The sequence below is a fragment of the Psychromonas sp. CNPT3 genome, from assembly GCF_000153405.2.
GTDB lineage: Bacteria > Pseudomonadota > Gammaproteobacteria > Enterobacterales > Psychromonadaceae > Psychromonas.
Map to the genome: position 1 here is coordinate 1,714,199 of NC_020802.1, position 19,316 is coordinate 1,733,514.

13 protein-coding genes and 2 tRNA genes are annotated in these 19,316 nt (G+C 38.7%); 11 read left to right on the forward strand and 4 right to left on the reverse strand.

Annotated features, from left to right (window positions below):
• Positions 1-15 precede the first annotated feature (15 nt).
• A complete protein-coding gene (yejK, locus tag PCNPT3_RS07450) occupies positions 16-1,071 on the reverse strand; it encodes a nucleoid-associated protein YejK (protein WP_015465265.1) in 1,056 nt (351 codons plus the stop codon).
• Between the two features lie 282 nt (positions 1,072-1,353).
• Between yejK and PCNPT3_RS07455 the strand changes: the two genes are divergently transcribed.
• Complete coding sequence (locus PCNPT3_RS07455) at positions 1,354-1,578, forward strand: DUF1414 domain-containing protein (RefSeq protein WP_015465266.1); 225 nt, start codon at positions 1,354-1,356, stop codon at positions 1,576-1,578.
• A 5-nt stretch (positions 1,579-1,583) separates the two neighbouring features.
• Complete coding sequence (locus PCNPT3_RS07460) at positions 1,584-3,371, forward strand: DUF3413 domain-containing protein (protein ID WP_015465267.1); 1,788 nt, start codon at positions 1,584-1,586, stop codon at positions 3,369-3,371.
• A gap of 636 nt (positions 3,372-4,007) precedes the next feature.
• Here the strand turns inward: PCNPT3_RS07460 and PCNPT3_RS07465 are convergent.
• A tRNA-Ser gene (locus PCNPT3_RS07465) sits at positions 4,008-4,098 on the reverse strand.
• Between the two features lie 304 nt (positions 4,099-4,402).
• Here PCNPT3_RS07465 and PCNPT3_RS07470 point away from each other — a divergent pair.
• The 3 genes from PCNPT3_RS07470 to PCNPT3_RS07480 all read left to right on the forward strand — a co-directional run bounded on the left by PCNPT3_RS07470 (position 4,403) and on the right by PCNPT3_RS07480 (position 7,462).
• On the forward strand, positions 4,403-5,542 hold the full coding sequence (locus PCNPT3_RS07470) for an ABC transporter substrate-binding protein (RefSeq protein WP_015465268.1): 1,140 nt from the start codon (positions 4,403-4,405) through the stop codon (positions 5,540-5,542).
• 76 nt (positions 5,543-5,618) lie between these two features.
• A complete protein-coding gene (locus PCNPT3_RS07475; protein ID WP_015465269.1) occupies positions 5,619-6,686 on the forward strand; it encodes a FecCD family ABC transporter permease in 1,068 nt (355 codons plus the stop codon).
• Positions 6,686-7,462, forward strand: a complete 777-nt coding sequence (locus tag PCNPT3_RS07480; protein WP_015465270.1) for an ABC transporter ATP-binding protein — start codon at positions 6,686-6,688, stop codon at positions 7,460-7,462. The genes PCNPT3_RS07475 and PCNPT3_RS07480 overlap by 1 nt, the downstream gene beginning before the upstream one ends.
• A 206-nt stretch (positions 7,463-7,668) precedes the next feature.
• On the opposite strand, the gene PCNPT3_RS07485 is transcribed toward PCNPT3_RS07480, so the two are convergent.
• Positions 7,669-7,759, reverse strand: a tRNA-Ser gene (locus tag PCNPT3_RS07485).
• A gap of 159 nt (positions 7,760-7,918) precedes the next feature.
• Here PCNPT3_RS07485 and PCNPT3_RS07490 point away from each other — a divergent pair.
• Entirely contained in the window at positions 7,919-9,880 is a 1,962-nt protein-coding gene (locus PCNPT3_RS07490; protein ID WP_015465271.1) for an exoribonuclease II, read from the forward strand.
• A 485-nt stretch (positions 9,881-10,365) separates the two neighbouring features.
• Here PCNPT3_RS07490 and PCNPT3_RS07495 read toward each other — a convergent pair whose 3' ends face one another.
• Complete coding sequence (locus tag PCNPT3_RS07495) at positions 10,366-10,872, reverse strand: DUF3087 domain-containing protein (protein WP_015465272.1); 507 nt, start codon at positions 10,870-10,872, stop codon at positions 10,366-10,368.
• Positions 10,873-11,444: 572 nt separating this feature from the next.
• Here PCNPT3_RS07495 and PCNPT3_RS07500 point away from each other — a divergent pair.
• The 5 genes from PCNPT3_RS07500 (at position 11,445) to PCNPT3_RS07520 (ending at position 19,283) form a co-directional block, all read left to right on the forward strand.
• On the forward strand, positions 11,445-13,148 hold the full coding sequence (locus tag PCNPT3_RS07500) for a dipeptide ABC transporter ATP-binding protein (RefSeq protein WP_015465273.1): 1,704 nt from the start codon (positions 11,445-11,447) through the stop codon (positions 13,146-13,148).
• A gap of 101 nt (positions 13,149-13,249) precedes the next feature.
• Complete coding sequence (locus PCNPT3_RS07505) at positions 13,250-14,800, forward strand: ABC transporter substrate-binding protein (protein ID WP_015465274.1); 1,551 nt, start codon at positions 13,250-13,252, stop codon at positions 14,798-14,800.
• 78 nt (positions 14,801-14,878) lie between these two features.
• Positions 14,879-15,856, forward strand: a complete 978-nt coding sequence (locus PCNPT3_RS07510; protein ID WP_015465275.1) for an ABC transporter permease — start codon at positions 14,879-14,881, stop codon at positions 15,854-15,856.
• Between the two features lie 3 nt (positions 15,857-15,859).
• Positions 15,860-16,810, forward strand: a complete 951-nt coding sequence (locus tag PCNPT3_RS07515) for an ABC transporter permease (protein ID WP_015465276.1) — start codon at positions 15,860-15,862, stop codon at positions 16,808-16,810.
• Positions 16,811-17,054: 244 nt separating this feature from the next.
• The gene (locus tag PCNPT3_RS07520; RefSeq protein ID WP_015465277.1) at positions 17,055-19,283 is read left to right on the forward strand and encodes a YgiQ family radical SAM protein; all 2,229 of its coding nucleotides are present in this window, start codon (positions 17,055-17,057) and stop codon (positions 19,281-19,283) included.
• Positions 19,284-19,316: the final 33 nt, after the last annotated feature.

Sequence of the window (19,316 nt, forward strand, 5' to 3'; positions counted from 1 at the left end):
TTTATCTAATCTTTTTTAAAAAGGTGCATCTTGCGCATTGACCGGAGACTCGACTATATCAATATCTCGTTTTAACTGCTCACGTAAATTTGGCGGAATACCCACAATGGTTAATGTATCTGAGGCTGCATCATACTGAATGCGATCGCCTAAATGCTTTTGATCAAAGCTAATACTCACGCCCCCACCTTGACCTACATATTTGGTTAATTTGCGCAGGACACTGCGATCCACCGGAAACGATTTTTCTAATTCAAAATCACTGTTTACGAAATCATAAAAACTGCCTTCGAGTTTGGGCGCGTCTGGCAACTGCTCTGATAACGATGAAAGATCAATGTCTTCACCTTGTTTTAATTGCTCTTTACAATATTCAAAGGCAACTTCACGTACTTCTTGCTTCTTCTCAACCGGCAATTCGCCACGCACACAAAATTCATCTACCGCTTGCATCAATACTTTATTTTGAATTTTGGTATCAAAGCCTTCTTTAGCGCCCATAAAATCAAGGAAAAAATCAGCAACTTGACGACCAACTCGGCCTTTAATAAAAGAGATACAACGGTTTGAGCTAGGATCGCGCTCAAGTAAGGTTAAATCGATACGTGCCACCAATTGAATTTTACTGGTTTCAATATGCTGACTTGTTTTTAACTCTAAATCTTCATTCACACTGATTGACTCGTGATTTTGCAATAAAGCAATCAAAAGATAATTACTCGCCGTCCAATTGTATTTACTGATAAGTAAAATACCTTGCTCTGCAAAGTCATGCTTTTGTAATTCAGTCACTAAACAGGTTGCCACTTTTTGCGAAAAACTCACAAAATCGAGTGTACCCTTCATCTCTTGCATCAAGGCGGGATAAAAACTGCCTTCTTTTTCGTCTTGAGTGATAAACGATGCAAAAGCTTTATTCGTTTTACTTTGATAGGTTTTATGCAATTTCATTAAGAAATCGTCAATGGAAGGCGAAATAGGTAACTCACCCTCGCGCATTTTACACTGTAATGTACCTTCTGAACTATAATGAAGAGAATGTAAAATGACATTGCTGGCGGAAATATTCATACGGATAACGACCCAATTAAAAAAACGATGACATGTATTTTATACTAAGCGAATGTAAAAAACAGACAAACCATGAAAGCACGCAGAAATAACGCGTATCTTCGTTTATAACACCCTATATACCGGGCTACATTTGGGATAAAAACAAAATGTTAGTTCAATAACGTTTCTGTTTTTTAAAGATAATAGTTATTTTATTTTGAATAAGCATTGTTTCTATTTGGAGTAAGCGTGTAGCTAGGGTATTATGATTTTTATTTTAAGTAGAGTCAGTAAACACGCATGCCTATAATTTCTAAATATTCCAGTCAAAAAATCGAAAACATCCTAAATGAAGTCATGGATGTTCTGCACAATAATGATGTTTCCGTTGATTTAAGCTTAATGATTTTAGGTAATAGCATTACACATATTATTAACGGTCAAGTACCAACACATAAACGTGCTGAGATCAGTGAAAAATTCGTTAAAGCACTCAGTGCTTCTATTAATAAAAAAGATAAATAAATAATATGGTTGAAACGGGTAATAAATTTCATGACAACGTATCTCGATTGCTTAATTGGGGCCATTGGTTTACTTTTTTCAACCTGATCTTGGTTTCATTGATCAGCTTGCGTTATATAAAATACGCAGGTTTATCTGATTCTGGGGTCGGTGTCGCTTATCAATTTGTCAGTTTGATAGGCCATACCAGCTTTTTAAGTGCAATGGTATTCACCCTAATATTATTCCCACTTGCCTTTATTATACCTTGGCCTCGTGTATACCGTATTGTCGCCATTTGTATCGCCACTGGCGCCGTTACGTTTTTAATCATAGATACGCAGATATTTAAACTTTATAACTTTCATTTAAACCCGCTTATTTGGCAGTTTTTACAACGCCCAGAGCAAGTAGAGCAGATCTATTCGATTAATTTGCACTACATCTCAGTACCTATTATCGTTGCCATAGAAATTGCATTTTCCTTTTTAATCCGCCGAAAATCTCGCAAATTACAAGCTAAAACGCTTGCAAAACCCATTGCGATTTTCTTGTTTACGACCTTTGTTCTTACTCATTTGACCTATATTTGGGCTGATGCCACCCAATATCGCCCTATTACTCAGCAGAAATCTATTTATCCGCTATCTTACCCCATGACCGCACGCTCGTTCTTAAAACGACAAGGTTGGTTAACAGATGATAAATTACAGACTCGCATGAGCCAGCATAAAGATGCTAACAAGCATGAATTACAATACCCTATTAAACCTTTAACGTTTAACGAGGCAGGTAATAAGCAGAATGTATTATTAATTGCGGTTGAGTCTTTACGCGCGGATATGCTTAACCCACAAAACATGCCTTTTACCTACCAATTAAGTCAACAAGGACTTAATTTTAAACAACATTTTAGTGGGGCAAATAATCGCGCTCAAGGTATATTTAGCCTCTTTTATGCGTTACCAAATCGCTACTGGGCAGAGATAACCCTCAATTATATCTCACCAGTATTAATCAACAGCTTAGATAATAGCGGTTACCATTTTGGTCTATTTTCAAGTATCGGATTTTTACACCCCGAATTTTTACAAAGTACGTTTAGTAAATTAGACAACAAACGTTTAAAAAAATACTCACAGCTAAATAATAATGCCAACACCATCAAGCAATGGAAGCATTCGGTTACCCGTGAAGATGCCTCACAAAAGTGGTTTAATTTTATTTATTTAGCCCAAGAAAATGGTGCGACGCTTGCCCATAACAATATTCTTTCGCTCACAGCCCAAGTCAAAAAATCACAGCGCTATCAAGCCCAAGTATTGAAAATAGATAACTATATAAAAACAGTGCTCAGCACCTTAAAACAACAACAACAACTTGATAACACGATTGTCATTATCACCGGGACTCATGGCGCAACCTTCGAAAAAGCATCTAGCCCAGTGGCAAGTGTCAGTAATGCACACGTACCGTTAGTCATGCTATGGCCAGGAAAAGAACAACGAGAAATAACACGTTTTACAAGTCATGTTGATATTGTCCCAACCTTGATGCAAGAGTTGCTTGGCAATCAAGATGATGCCTCGCTATACAGTAATGGTCAGAGTTTATTTGACGCGAGTCCTCGTCGCTACTTATTGTCGGGTGATTTGAAAAATTATGTTATTTATGAAAAAGATAAAATCACCCAGTTTTCAATTAATGGAAAAGTTAGCTCTATTAATTGGCAAGGACAAACATTAAATAATGATGAGTTCGATATCACCTTGTTAATTGATGTTCTTTCTAAATTACGTCGATTTAACCAATAACAGATTACCGATAAAGCGCGCCTATGTGCGCTTTATCATACTCCCTCCTTATTCTCTCCCCAAAAAATATGAAACATCGCTTGTTAACTTATATGCACCATGCCCTTTTATGTGTTGACACAAACAGCATACGGCTTGTGACGAGGCAATCTTCTTTTTGCGCGGACATAGCTTAGCATTACGCCATAAAACACATCTTATTCATTCCTATGATGTGAGGTATACCTCCATAGATAAAAGAACGCTCACTGCACGTTATACCAAAATAATTCATTAAGCTTCCATGTACTGCGCAGTAAAAATTAACACTAGCAAGGCGTGAGTTGCAGGATAGTGTTGCTCTCACTTCAAAACGCACAGCGTAGGTAGGGGTAATTTTAACAAGCAAGACAGATCACTTTTTTAGTTCTTTTGGCATTATAAGCCATATTGGCAAACAAACACGCTCGCGTCATATCAGTTAGAAACTGATATTCGAGTAAATGAGATAAGAGATTAATAGAATGGTTTATGTGAAAACTTCAGACATATAACCGCGATGCATAACATCATGCATAACGTTTTATTGGGCTTTGCATATGGGTATAGGTAAGAAACGAAAAAAGGCTTCTCAATTGAGAAGCCTTTTTTCTAATGTGGCGGAGGAGGTCGGATTTGAACCGACGGAGAGCTATAAACCCTCGCTGGTTTTCAAGACCAGTGCATTCAGCCGCTCTGCCACCCCTCCGGAACAAGGCGGATAATATGCAAATTGAGCTATCTTGTAAAGCAATAATAGTAAAAACACGTTTGTTTGCCGATATAATCTACAACTACGCAATATTAAACAGAAAAAACGACTTTAGCCTCTCATGTTGCTTCCATGTTTAATCAACTTAAATAAATACCTCGCTATTTTATAGGGATATATCTCAATATTCCCCATACAAATTAAGAGGTTAAATGATAGTGATTATTGTTATCATTTAGTTTACAGGGCGTAAAATGTTTAGTAGTATCTTTCTCCATCATTAACAAAGGGAGAAAAAACAATGATAAGTTTTAACTTTAAAAACGCCAAGAAAACAGTGCTCTGTCTTTTATTAGGTAGCGTTTTTAACGTACAAGCCGAGATTGTCACGGTGACGGATATTGCAGGACGCAATGTCACCATTGATAATAAAAAAGTACATAATATCGTTTTAGGCGAAGGCCGTTTAACTTACGCACTCTCCGTTTTAGATAAAGAAGCACCTTTATCTCGCGTTGTGGGTTGGACCGATGATTTAATAAAATATGATCCTGATGCTTATCGAAAATATAAAGAAAAATTCCCTGAAATTAGTAAAATCGCCAATTTAGGCAGTCCTTATGCGGGTGATTTAGATTTAGAGAAAACCTTAACGTTGGGTACGGATTTATTTATCCTAAATTTAGGTAATTTACTCAAGGCACAAGAAAGTGGGTTATTAACAAAGCTTGAAAAAGCAGGCATTAAAGTGGTCTTTGTCGATTTTCGTCAACGCCCAACACAAAATACGATCCCCAGCTTATTACTCTTAGGTAAAGTACTCGACAGAGAAAAACAAGCGAATGAATTTGTCGATTATTACATTACACAAATGCGTAAAGTCAGTAATATCGTACAAAGTAAAAAATTAGAAGAGCGCCCTCTTGTCTTTATTGAAAAAGCAGCAGGATTTAATCCTGATACTTGCTGCAGTACCTTTGGCAGTGCAAATTTAGGTAAATTGGTCGAAGAAGCTGGCGGCATTAACTGGGGAAGCAGTAAATTCTCAGGCTACACAGGTAAAGTTAACCAAGAAGCACTGTTTGTAGATGATCCCGATATTATTATTGGTACGGGCGCTAATTGGTCAGAAGCGAATCCCAATACAGCTGCGGTGTTGTTTGGTTATGAAGCAACACATGCCCTTGCGCAAAAACGTTTAAAAGCACTAGCTGATCGTAAAGGCTGGCCTGCATTAAGCGCCGTCCAAACGAAAGAGTTTTACTCTATTTACCATCAGTTTTATAACAGCCCTTATCACTTTATTGCCTTACAAGTCTTTGCTAAATGGTTTTATGCCGACGACTTTAAAGACTTAGATCCAGAGGCTAATTTCAAAGAATTACACGATAAGTTCTTAGCGATTGACTTAACGGGTGTTTTTTGGGAAAAACTAAATTAATCACCTTTAAATACATTTTTTAAAACGATAACGAGCGTGTAATAGCGCGCGTTATCTGTGAGATACAAGGTCTAAAATGCGCCAATTAAGTTATAAAGATGAAACCTTAAACACCTCCGCTCAATACCAGCAACGCACACTAAAAAAAATACGCCTGATAGGCATCATTATGGCACTCTTATTTATCAGTGTTTTATTTGATATCTCCACAGGCCCCGGGAATTTTCCTTTAAGCACCGTGCTCGACGTCCTTTGGGATAAAGCCTCGCACGGCATTATTCTTGAAGTGATTATATGGGATCATCGTATGCCCGTTGCTCTGACGGCTCTTATCGTTGGCGCAATGCTCGGTATGGCAGGGGCATTGATGCAAACTATTTTAAATAACCCTCTGGCAGAGCCTTTTACATTAGGGATTTCATCAGCTGCTAGTTTCGGTGCTGCACTTGCTATTGTTTTTGGCGTCGGTTTAACGCCAAATATTGGATCCTTATTGGTTACCGTCAATGCCTTTATTTTCGCGCTCTGTACATGCGGTGCATTACTTGCGATGACGCGCGTCAAAGGGGTAGGAACACAAACGATTGTATTATTTGGTATTGCAATATTTTTTGCCTTTAATGCCATGCTCGCCATGATGGAATACTCCGCATCAGAAACTCAGTTACAACGTATTATTTTTTGGATGTTAGGCTCACTGGGTCGCGCTAGTTGGCAACAACTTGGCATGGGCAGTTTAATGATGCTGATAATTTTACCTTTTTGTATGTCTCGCACATGGCGGCTCACAGCTCTTCGCTTGGGGGATGAAAGTGCAATGAGTATGGGCGTCGATGTGAAAAGATTACGCATTGAAATGTTGATATGTATTTCACTGCTGGCAGCAACTTCGGTGGCCTTTGTCGGCATTATTGGCTTTGTCGGCCTCGTCGGCCCCCATATTGCGCGCATGCTAGTGGGTGAAGATCAGCGCTACTTTTTACCCTTATCTGCGATGCTTGGGGCTACCATGTTATCTCTTACCTCCATTGTCAGTAAAAGCATAACACCGGGAATAATTTATCCCGTCGGAATTATTACTGCCTTGATTGGAGTGCCTATTTTCTTGATCATCATAATGCGACATTCTAAGGAGCGTTTCTAATGAGTTTAATATTAAATAATTTAAGTGTTAGCTACGCTCGCCAGCAAGTTTTAAAGGGAGCCTCAATAGAAAGCTTAAATTCTGGCTCATTTACTTGCTTACTCGGGCCCAATGCTGCGGGAAAATCAACATTATTTAAAGCGATTGCAGGCCTGGTTAAATTAGATTCAGGTAAGATTTTTTTACACGGCGCCGATGTTTCATCTTTTAGTCGAAAAGAGCGCGCACAAAAAATAGCCTATTTACCGCAGTCTTTTCATTCAAATGTGTCATTAACCGTGTATGAAAGTATTTTACTTTCATTAAAGCACCAATCCAATTGGCGCGTAAAGCAAACCGATTTACTTGCCGTCGCAGCCATCTTAGAACAGCTTTGTATCACAAAATTAGCGGATGTAGATATATGTAATTTAAGTGGTGGTCAGCAACAAATGGTCGCGATGGCAAGAGTGTTAGTACGCTCCCCTGAAGTTATCCTACTTGATGAGCCTACCAGCGCCTTAGATTTACATTATCAACTGTCTATTTTATCGGTGGTCAAAGAGCTCACGATCAGCAAAAACATGATCACGGTGGCAGCCTTGCATGACTTAAATTTAGCATCTAAGTTTTGCGACCAACTCGCTCTTTTAAGTGCAGGAAAAATACAAATACAAGGCACGCCGGAAAGCGTACTCGGCTCACCCATATTAGCGGAGGCCTATAAAGTTAACACGACGTTAGAGTCAACCTCAAACGGTCAGCTGTATGTTGATGCTCAACTAAAACAATTATAAGCAGAAATATTAAAAGCGGCTAAAAGTCGCTTTTATATTTTAAAATATGATTTACATGAGAAGAATGTAACGACAGCATACATTATCTAAGGATCATAAAAAGGAGGATCATCCTTTATTTTGAATACTTAAGGACGGCTAACGGAAGTATGAATATGCCGATATGAAAAAACCCGTTATACATAAGTATAACGGGTTTTAATGTTTGGCGGAGGAGGTCGGATTTGAACCGACGGAGAGCTATAAACCCTCGCTGGTTTTCAAGACCAGTGCATTCAGCCGCTCTGCCACCCCTCCGTAACGAAGCGCATATTAAACAGATTTACCTCAAAAGCCAAGCTATATTTAAATTATTTTAAATTTTTACGCTTTTTACACGTCCGCCCCTTTAATTAAAGTAAAGAAGCCTTTATATTGGCAGTTCACAAAGTCTCTATGCCTTAAAGGTCTTATTCTATGTTTCAAAACAATGCGCTGCTTAGTCAATTAAAAGAACAGATTCAAAAAGATATCCCTAAACGTCAAGGGATTGTTAAAGCAACCGATCGTGGCTATGGCTTTTTAGAAACAGATAAAGGAAAACGTTTTTTTATTGCGCCACAAGAAATGAAAAAAGTACTGCATGGCGATCAAATCATCGCATTGATCCGCACATCTGGTGAAAAAACAAGTGCAGAGCCTATTCAACTAAAAAATACTGGCACTGATGTTTTTATTGCAAAGCTTATTATCAAAGCACAAAAAATATCAATTCAAGCGAACAATCCGCTACTCAAAGGTTTTTTTAAAATACAGGGTGGTCAAAAGTTAGTTGCTCAAGGCTATCAAGATGGCGATTGGGTAAAAGTAAAGTTGCTTAAACATGCTTTACAAGACAATGGTTTTTTAACTGAAGTCATCGCAAAAGTCGCAGATGTTAATGATCCCTTTGCATATCGCCTAATTGCTGCTGCTACTTATCACTTACCATGCACGGCCCCTGACTTTGATACGCCTACCGATATTCTTGATAAAGAGTTGCCTCGAGAAGATCTTAGCGACCTGCCCTTTTTTACAATTGATGGCGTTAATACACAAGATATGGATGATGCTCTCTATATTGAAGAAAATGAGAGTGGTTGGAAACTTACCATCGCCATCTCAGATCCTTCGGCTTACGTTCAAACGGAAAGCGACATTGATATTGAGGCTAAAAACCGCGCGTTCACCTTATACTTACCCAACTTTAATGTCCCCATGTTGCCAAGGGAACTTTGTGAGAGTTTATGCTCTTTAAAAGAAGGAGAGAAACGCGCCACATTATGCTGTCAACTTTTGATAAGTAAACAGGGTGAAATTATTGGCGAAGCTAAAATATTTGCAGCCTGGATCAAATCCCATTATCGCTTAAATTATAATGATGTCTCCGACTATTTAGAAAATGAAGATGCGCAGTGGCAAGCCTCGCCCGTATTAGCCAAACAACTACATATTTTAAATGAAGCCACGCAACAACGTTTATTGTGGCGCACAGAAAATAATATTGTTTTCAAAAACCAGCCGGATTACACCTTAAAACTGAATAACAAAGGCGCGGTTTATGAGATCCTTTGTGAGCCGAGACGCACGGCAAACCGCCTCGTTGAAGAGTCGATGATCGCGGCCAATATTTGTATTGGTGATTTTTTAGCAAAATATAAACAACAAGGTGTTTTTAACACCCATTCGGGGATCGCGAGCGACCGCTTAGAAAAGGCCGTCTCCTTATTGCAAGAATATGACATAGTTTATGACAGTGAAACCTTAGCGAGTCTTGAAGGCTATACTAAAATGCGCCAGCAAGTCGCGCTACTCAATAATAGTTATTTAGATCATCGCCTGCGTAAATTATTGGCTTATGCTGATTGTAAAAACACGCCAGAGGCGCATTTTACAATGGGTGTTTCCCATTATGCTACTTGGACATCACCTATCCGTAAATACGGCGACCTACTCAACCATCGTTTAATTAAATCTATTTTGTTAGAGCAAGATGATATCGTTATCGATGACAATATTGGCCAATTACTCAATGAAGCACGTAAAGCGCAACGCCTTGCTGAAAGAGATGTGAATAACCACCTTTATGGGCAATACTTTAAAGATCAAGTGCAATCACAATGGAAATTTAAAGCAGAAATTTTTGATATTATAAAAGCGGGGATCCGTGTACGTATCCAAGAAAATGGTGCGACCTTCTTTATTCCCTGCAGCTTGCTTTGTAAAGACAGTCAATATGCAAAACAAATTGACTGTAATCGAGAGCAAGGCAAGGTTTTCATTGCGGAGCAAACAGAGTTGCAACTTGGCGATGTTATTGACGTTATGCTACATAATATCAAAATTGAAACAGGCCAACTTATTGGTAAACTTGCCGAGCCATTAAGCATCCCCGTTTAAGGCTTTTATCCGAAAAGGTAGCACATTACGATGCCTTTTCGGATTTTATACTTTTATGATCCCTTCCTTCTTATATAAGCTAATAATATGGCTTATATAAGGTGTGCATTACATCGCATTGCACCCCTTTTATAAAAAAGTCACTTTATCGAATATTAAGCCCGTCACCGAAAAAACATCCGCAACCACACCTTTGCATAAAAAAAATAAATTCGTCTCTGAGACGCGCTTATATTAAGTCTGCGTTAATAATTACACTCAAACATGAAGAAACACTTATTTATGGGGAAATACAGGCAAAATAATGCCGATATGAGACAAATTATTAAGGAAACAAAGAAAAATGTTGTACAAATAATCAACGACGATATTGAAAACAAATAAAAAGAAGCAAATGCTCTTCGTGGCGCGTTATCTCGCAAAGACTTGCAGATGTAAAATCATGCCTGATAAAACATCTGAGGTGACATAGATAGAATGAAAATTTAATACTTTTTTAATAAGCGCATATGGTACTGATCGATATTTAATTGCACATTATATTGATCGCATAATTGTTGTAATTGTTGCTTGCTCTTTTCAAGCTCCTCAAGCGTAATATTGTTATCATCTAACTGCCAAAGTTGTGCGGAGCCCGTGTAACTAAAATGTAAGGCAAGCATCGCATTTTCATCCCCCTCCCGAGCAGCTTTCTCTATACGATGTAATTTTCGAGTGATTTTATTTAATTGTTGTTTTAAATCCCAAACATAAGCGACTTCATGCATAAATTCATGTTGCTTATAATGAGACAATAACCCACCAAGTAATAATGCACTCAACACCAATCCCCCTAAATTATGATAAAAATGTGGGCTTTGTGCATCACTCAATAAAGAGATTAATATTTGTGCACTTAATAAGCTAAAAACCGTTAAAAATACAATGCAGCCTACTATTATAATATTGAGGTGCCGACGATAACGTGTTTTATTGATTTTTTTTAATAACATGAAGGTCCTTGATTATAAAATCACAATAAAATCATGAAGATAAATTTCAACTCACATTTTAAAAATTTCACATCGACAATTAACACCCTTAAACAAACGCCTAACAAGCTAAAAATAGATGTTTAAACTTAACCAAATTAATTTCTTTGTTTTGTGATAAAAAAGCGCTTTATACAAAATTTAAATGAATTTAGAGGCTGGAAATATCGATCATAGAGCATTCAAAAAAAAGAGTAGTTGACTTAACTTATGACTTATGAATAAATAAAACCAGATATTATAACACGCAGCGGTGGGTAAACAGTAAAAAAAATCTTTTCAATTTGCCACTTTTTGATTGAAAATGACATCACCATCACATTTTTTTTAACGTGTTAAATCAAAAATATTCTGTTCATTACTTTGTACGACAAAGTGCGAAAAAAAGAAAGTGATCAGCCTATCTATTTGTCTGATAAGCAGCATTACATTGCTTTCTTTTTTAAAAAACAATCTCACGAAAGGAACTTTTTTCCTGCACAGGATAAATCTTTATAGTCGGTACAAAAATCGTCACATTACAGGGATAACGTATGTCTTTATTGGAAGTAAAAAATCTTTGCATTGAATACCCATCTCGTCATGGTGTTCATCGCGCGGTCAATTCTCTCTCGTTTAATATCGAGCGAGGTGAAATTGTTGGCGTAGTTGGTGAATCAGGCGCGGGGAAATCTACCGTTGGCAACGCAATCATTGATCTTCTGAGCCCTCCCGGTGTTATTTCTGGTGGCGAGGTTTATTTAGATGGCGAAAAGATTTCAGGTCTAAGTAATAATGAAATGCGCAAAGTGCGTGGCTCAAAAATTGGTTTTATCTTTCAAGATCCAATGACCTCATTAAACCCCCTATTTACCATTGAAAAACAAATCACCGAAACTATCCTTGCCAATTTAGATGTCAGTAAAGAAGAAGCTTATACTCGCGCGCTCTCTCTTTTAGAGCAAGTTGGCATCAGTGAGCCTGAACTACGAATTAAACAATATCCACATCAATTTTCAGGGGGAATGCGCCAACGTGTTGTTATTGCCATCGCCCTTTGTGGTGAGCCCGATCTTATCATTGCAGATGAACCAACGACCGCACTCGATGTGTCTATTCAAGATCAAATATTAACCTTGATCCGTAATTTATGTGTTGAGAAAAATGTAGGTTGTATGTTAGTAACCCATGATATGGGCGTCGTATCTAACATCACCGATAAAATTGCCGTGATGTACCGTGGCGAACTCGTTGAATTTGGTAATACCAAAGATGTACTTGATGATCCCACACATGATTACACACGTAGCCTTATTTCTGCCGTCCCTCGCTCTGATGTAAAACAGCATCGATTTCCTTTGGTGAGTTATATTGAAGATGCAGAGCCACTGCCTGAGCTTGATATCAAAACACATTGGTTAGGCCAAGGTGAAGCGCAACGTGAATATACGGGTGCTTTGCTGAATGTTGACAATGTCAGCCTGCGTTTTTTAACCAAAGATTCTTTTTTCCCAAGTCGCCGTGAATATGTACAAGCATCAAATAAAGTAAGCTTTCATATCAATGAGGGTGAGACCTTTGGTTTGGTGGGCGAATCAGGCTCAGGAAAATCAACCATTGCACGCGTCATTGCCGGTTTATATGCCCCAGATGAAGGCAACATCACCTTTGAAGGTATCGATTTAAGCGCCTTAAAATCAGAATCTGAGCGTCGTCCTTTTAGACGTCAAATGCAAATGATCTTTCAAAACCCTTATACGTCAATGAACCCACGTATGAAGATTTTTAATATTATTGCAGAGCCAATTCGCTTTCATAATTTAGCGTCAAGTGAGGCGCAAGTACGTCAAATCGTACATGACTTATTAGATCACGTAGGTTTAGGACGCATGGCAGGCCTTAAATATCCACATGAATTTTCCGGTGGTCAGCGTCAACGTATTTCTATTGCGCGTGCATTAGCAACGCGCCCACGTCTGCTTATTTGTGATGAGCCAACATCCGCTTTGGACGTTTCTGTGCAAGCTCAGATATTAAATCTTCTGAAAGATTTACAAGACGAATTAAACTTAACCATGTTATTTATTAGCCATGATTTACCTGTTATCCGCCAAATGTGTGATCGCGTCGGCGTTATGCAACAAGGTACTTTATTAGAAGTGGCTGAAACAGAAAAACTATTCACCCAACCTGAACATCCCTACAGCCAGCATTTAATATCACTAATGCCTGAATTTAAAGGACTGAAAGTAAAGTAAAAAAAAAAGAAAGATGGAAATTATTAAAGTACATATGCATTTGCGTATTATATTTTAATCAACACGAGAATAAGGGTATTTTCCCTGTAAAGGAGCTATTAATGAAATTTTTGAAAACGAAACTTGCGATTGCCATACTCGCCACTGGGCTCAGTTTTTCTAGTGTCGCAGCAGATATAACCGTTGCATATGATGCAGATCCAGTTTCACTTGATCCCCATGAGCAATTATCTGGCGGTATCATACAAATGTCGCACCTTTTATTTGATCCATTAGTGCGCTTTACTAAGACTTTTGAATTTGAAAGCCGTCTTGCGACATCATGGGAACGCGTTGACGATACTACTTTCCGTTTTCACTTACGTGAAGGTGTAAAATTTCATTCTGGTAACTTATTAACAGCAGATGATGTACTTTGGACATTTGAAAGACTACGTAGTTCTTCAGATTTTAAAGCTATTTTTTCTCCTTATGAAAAAATGACGAAAATTGATGATCACACGATTGAAATCAAATCATTTAAGCCTTTCCCTCTCGTGTTACAAACAGCCACTTATATTTTCCCAATGGATAAAAAATTCTATACTGGTGATTTTAACGGTAAAAAGAAAAGTGCCATTGTTAAAAATGGTAGTTCTTACGCATCAACACATGTTTCAGGTACAGGGCCGTTTATCGTAACGGAAAGAGAACAAGGCATTAAAGTTGTGTTTACGCGCTTTGCCGATTACTGGGATACTAAATCACCTGGTAATGTTGATAAAATGACATTGGTTCCGATCAAAGAAAATGCGACCCGCGTTGCTGCATTGCTTTCAGGCGATGTTGATATTATTCAACCTGTTGCACCAAATGATCAAAAACGCGTGATCAGCACTAAAAATATTGATTTGATCACGGTAGATGGTACGCGTCTTATTTCGTTCCAACTAAACCAAAAAAGTAACCCTGCCCTTAAAGATGTACGCGTGCGTCAAGCCATCGTTTATGCGGTTAATAATGCAGCTATCGTTAAAAAAATCATGAAAGGTTTTGCAACAACAGCCTCTCAGCAAAGTCCGTCTGGCTACACGGGTCACAATGACAGCCTTGTGCCGCGTTATGATCTTAAAAAAGCAAAACAGTTAATGATTGATGCAGGTTATGAAAAAGGCTTTAAATTAACCATGATGGCGCCAAGTAACCGTTATGTTAATGATGCTCAAATCGCCCAAGCCGTGGCTTCGATGCTTGCTAAAATTGGTATTAAAGTTGATCTAAAAACCATGCCTAAAGCACAGTACTGGCCTGAGTTTGATTTATGTTCTGCCGATATGATGATGATTGGTTGGCATTCAGACACAGAAGATTCAGCTAACTTCTCTGAATTTTTAACCATGACACGTAATGAGAAAACAGGCAAAGGGGCTTATAACTGTGGTTATTACTCTAACCCTAAAGTGGATCAATTAGTGACAGATGCAAACTCTGAAACTGATCCAGCAAAACGCAGCAAGATGTTACAAGATGTAGAAGAAATTCTTTATAACGATGCGGCTTTTGTACCTTTACATTGGCAAAATCTGGCTTGGGGCGCAAAATCAAACATTGATCTTACACCTATCGTCAGTGCACTTAACTTCCCTTATTACGGCGACTTAGTCGTAAAATAAAAAGAAATTCATTTTCTTTTAACAACAAGCCCTAACTATAGGGCTTGTTACATTTTCATAATTTTAAAGGAAGTTTAAATGTTAACGTTTTTAGGCAAACGCTTGCTACAAGCATTGATCGTTATGTTTGTAATAAGTTTAGTCGCATTTGCTATCCAAGATAACCTTGGAGATCCCCTACGCGAAATGGTGGGTCAATCAGTATCAATGGCAGAGCGTCAAGCTTTACGTGATGAAATGGGCTTAAATGATCCCTATCTCACCAAATATTCACGTTTTATCGGCAATGCTATGCATGGCGATTTAGGCACATCTTATTTTTTCAAAAAACCTGTTGTCGATATTATTTTAGACAAATTACAAGCGACCCTTGAACTTGTTTTTGGCGCAGCCTTGATCATCTTATTTGTTGCCATCCCACTTGGGGTTTATTCCGCTATACATCCTAAAAATATAACCACCAAATTAATAATGACGTTTAGTAGTTTAGGTATTTCTGTTCCCGTCTTCTTAACGGCTATCATGTTAATGTATGTTTTTTCTATTGAACTTAATTGGCTCCCATCGTATGGACGTGGCGACACGGTTAATGTTTTAGGTTGGGAAACCGGATTTCTAACAAAAGATGGCTTACTGCATTTGATTTTACCTTGTGTTTCGCTTGCATCCATCATGCTACCTCTGTTTATTCGTTTAGTGCGATCCGAAATGCTCGAAGCGTTAAGCTCTGAATATGTAAAATTTGCAACGGCAAAAGGCCTTGCAATGCATAAGATTTATTACCAACATGCACTCAAAAACACCATGCTTCCCGTACTTACCGTTGGCGGTGTGCAAATCGGTACGATGGTCGCCTACACCATATTAACGGAAACTGTTTTTCAATGGCCCGGTACTGGATTTCTTTTCTTAGAAGCGATTAACCGCGTTGATACCCCCTTGATCACAGCTTATGTTATTTTTGTTGGCCTTATTTTCGTTGTCACCAATACGCTTGTCGATCTCTTATACGGTGTGATCAACCCAACCGTTGATATCACTGGAAAAGGAGCTTAAAACATGAATTCCACACTTACCGACAATAACGAGTCTATTAGCGCTTTTACTCGTTTTAAAAACTCAGATTTTATCTATTATTTTCTAAAAGATAAAACCGCGATGCTAAGCTTTGCTTTTTTCTTAGCCTTTTTAATGGCAGCGATCTTTGCACCTTTGATCGCGCCAACCAATCCTTATGATCTTATGAGTATTGATCTGATGGACTCAGAGCTTCCACCCTCTTGGCTTGTGGATGGTGATGAACGCTTTTTATTAGGCACCGACGATCAAGGTCGTGATATTTTATCAACTATTTTGTATGGATCTCGTTTATCATTAACCATTGGTTTTTGTGCCGTTGCATTACAATTAGTACTGGGTATTATTATTGGCCTTTCTTCCGGCTACTTTGGTGGCAAGATAGACAGTTTCTTAATGCGTTTTGCAGATGTACAACTGTCTTTTTCAACCATGATGGTCGCCATTATTTTCTCCGCTATTTTTAAAGCAACCTTTGGCGCTGAATTTTATTCCGAATATGCGGTGCTGATACTGGTTATTATCATTGGTGTTGCCGAATGGCCACAATATGCACGTACTATTCGAGCATCGGTATTAGCTGAGCGTAATAAAGAATATGTAGAAGCAGCTAAAGTGATGGGACTTGACTCTTTTCGTATTATGTTCCGTCATATACTGCCTAATTGTCTCTCTCCTATTCTAGTGATTTCAACGGTGCAAATTGCCAATGCAATCATGTCAGAAGCTGCCCTCTCATTTTTAGGCCTTGGTTTACCTATTGACCAGCCTTCATTAGGCGCTTTAATAAGTACTGGTTTTAAATATATCTTCTCAGGACAATGGTGGATAACCGCATTCCCGGGTGTCGTTCTTATCAGTTTAGTGTTGGTTATTAACCTTCTTGGCGACTGGTTACGTGATGTGTTTAACCCAAAAATCTATAAAGGCTAAAATAAAGTCGAAAAAAGTGTTTAATTAAACACTTTTTTCGCGATCTCTTCTTTTGCTCTGCAAAGATTTTATCGGAAAATAATCCTCTAATCTAAATCACTTACGTAAAGCTTCACACCAACTTTTTACCTATCTTCTCCCTTACACCTATTTATTTTTAATAGTTATTAACTTCAAGGTTAAGAAATTGTAAACATTAGGCTATAATCCGCGCCTATTATTTTAATCTCGTTTAGGTATATGTATGACTCTTGATCTTCTGCAAGCGGATCGCCCGCTTTTCTCTTATCCCTCTTTTAAATCAAGAGCAGAAAACCCTGCGCCTTTTTTGCCCATGTCGCGTAAAGAGATGAAAATATTAGGCTGGGACAGTTGTGATATTATTATTGTGGTGGGTGACGCTTATGTTGATCACCCAAGTTTTGGCATGGCAGTGATTGGCCGTACATTAGAAGCTCAGGGCTACCGCGTCGGCATTATTGCGCAGCCTGATTGGCACAGCAAAGATGATTTTATGCGTTTAGGTAAACCCAATCTGTTTTTTGGGGTCTCAGCCGGTAATATGGACTCAATGATCAACCGCTATACGGCCGAGCGCCGAATGCGTCACGACGATGCTTATACGCCTAACAATGAAGGTGGTAAACGCCCTGATCGCGCGGTACTTGCCTACACACAGCGTTGTAAAGAAGCTTATAAAGAAGTGCCGGTACTGATTGGTGGGATTGAAGCCAGCCTACGCCGTATTGCCCATTATGATTATTGGTCCGATAAAGTGCGCCACTCTGTTTTATTAGACTCTAAAGCCGATATTCTCGTGTTTGGTAATGCAGAGCGCCCTTTACTTGAATTTGCACATCGTCTTTCTTTGGGTGAATCCGTTCAAAGTATGCCCGATATACGAGGCACCGCACTCCTACTTAAAGAAGCATTACCCGGTTGGAGTGGCCTTGACTCACAGCAAGTTGATAAGCTGGGTAAAATTGATCCGATCATTAACCCTTATGCTGATATCAATGTTGCCTGTGCGACTCAAAAATTAGCAGATCAAAGTAGTGCATCACAAGTCATTACCCAAATCATTGAAGTTTTACCGGCGCCAACCCTTACGCCCAAGAAAAAACCATGGGAAAAAACATATATTTTGCTACCAAGCTATGAAAAAGTTAGCCAAAATAAAATGTTATATGCACATACATCGCGCGTCTTACACCAAGAAACGAATCCAGGTTGTGCACGTGCATTGGCGCAATTTCATGGCAAACGTTTACTTTGGGTTAACCCGCCGGCATACCCTCTTACCACGGAAGAAATAGACGCGGTATTTGGTTTACCTTATAAACGCGTACCACATCCAGCCTATGGCACCGCGAAGATCCCAGCCTACGATATGATCCGCTTTTCAGTCAATATCATGCGAGGCTGTTTTGGAGGTTGTACTTTTTGCTCTATCACAGAGCATGAAGGCCGCGTGATCCAAAGTCGCTCTGAAGATTCTATTATCAAAGAAATAGAAACTATTCGCGACAGTGTGCCTGGATTTACGGGGGTTATCTCGGATCTGGGAGGCCCTACGGCGAATATGTATCGCTTAAAATGTAAAAGCGCCAAAGCGGAGCAAACGTGCCGCCGATTGAGCTGCGTTTTTCCTGACATTTGCCATCATATGAGCACCGATCACGGACATACCATTGACTTGTATCGCCGCGCTCGTAAATTATCAGGGATCAAAAAAATATTAATCGCATCAGGCGTGCGTTACGATATCGCGGTGGAAGATCCGCGTTATGTCAAAGAACTCGTCGAGCATCATGTGGGTGGTTATCTAAAAATAGCGCCAGAGCATACCGAAAAAGGTCCTTTAGATAAAATGATGAAGCCGACCATGAGCAGTTATGATGCCTTTAAAAAAATGTTTGAGAAATACTCAAAAGCGGCCGGTAAAAAACAATATTTGATCCCGTATTTTATCTCTGCACATCCGGGTACAACTGATCGCGATATGATCAATTTAGCGTTATGGCTTAAAAGTAATAACTTTAAATTAGATCAAGTACAAAACTTCTATCCTTCACCAATGGCTAATGCAACAACCATGTACCACACAGAAAAAAATCCATTGCATAAGGTCAACAATGAAAGTGAAAGCGTGATCACTATCAAAGGGGCAAGACAGCGCCGATTACATAAAGCCATTTTGCGTTACCACATTCCTGAAAACTGGCCTCAAATTCGTGAAGTATTAAAAAGTTTAGGCCTTGCACGTAAACTGATTGGTCGTGGTGCAAATTGCTTAGTGCCTGCACCATCACGCAATGAAAGTAGCCTTCCAGCCACTAAAGGTAATGCACAAGTGGCATTAACTAAACACATTGGTTTGGATCAATTTAAACCGAAAAAGAAAAGTGCGCATAAAAAGCTAAATAATAAAAATAAATTTGGATCGACACGTAAGATTAAATTAGGTAAGTAAATTTAATGATAATGTGGGCGTTATTGCCTGCAT

Coding starts and splice junctions, on each gene's coding strand:
- yejK (WP_015465265.1), bottom strand. CDS start 1,071: ATGAATATTTCCGCCAGCAATGTCATTTTACATTCTCTTCATTATAGT.
- PCNPT3_RS07455 (WP_015465266.1), top strand. CDS start 1,354: ATGCCTATAATTTCTAAATATTCCAGTCAAAAAATCGAAAACATCCTA.
- PCNPT3_RS07460 (WP_015465267.1), top strand. CDS start 1,584: ATGGTTGAAACGGGTAATAAATTTCATGACAACGTATCTCGATTGCTT.
- PCNPT3_RS07470 (WP_015465268.1), top strand. CDS start 4,403: ATGATAAGTTTTAACTTTAAAAACGCCAAGAAAACAGTGCTCTGTCTT.
- PCNPT3_RS07475 (WP_015465269.1), top strand. CDS start 5,619: ATGCGCCAATTAAGTTATAAAGATGAAACCTTAAACACCTCCGCTCAA.
- PCNPT3_RS07480 (WP_015465270.1), top strand. CDS start 6,686: ATGAGTTTAATATTAAATAATTTAAGTGTTAGCTACGCTCGCCAGCAA.
- PCNPT3_RS07490 (WP_015465271.1), top strand. CDS start 7,919: ATGTTTCAAAACAATGCGCTGCTTAGTCAATTAAAAGAACAGATTCAA.
- PCNPT3_RS07495 (WP_015465272.1), bottom strand. CDS start 10,872: ATGTTATTAAAAAAAATCAATAAAACACGTTATCGTCGGCACCTCAAT.
- PCNPT3_RS07500 (WP_015465273.1), top strand. CDS start 11,445: ATGTCTTTATTGGAAGTAAAAAATCTTTGCATTGAATACCCATCTCGT.
- PCNPT3_RS07505 (WP_015465274.1), top strand. CDS start 13,250: ATGAAATTTTTGAAAACGAAACTTGCGATTGCCATACTCGCCACTGGG.
- PCNPT3_RS07510 (WP_015465275.1), top strand. CDS start 14,879: ATGTTAACGTTTTTAGGCAAACGCTTGCTACAAGCATTGATCGTTATG.
- PCNPT3_RS07515 (WP_015465276.1), top strand. CDS start 15,860: ATGAATTCCACACTTACCGACAATAACGAGTCTATTAGCGCTTTTACT.
- PCNPT3_RS07520 (WP_015465277.1), top strand. CDS start 17,055: ATGACTCTTGATCTTCTGCAAGCGGATCGCCCGCTTTTCTCTTATCCC.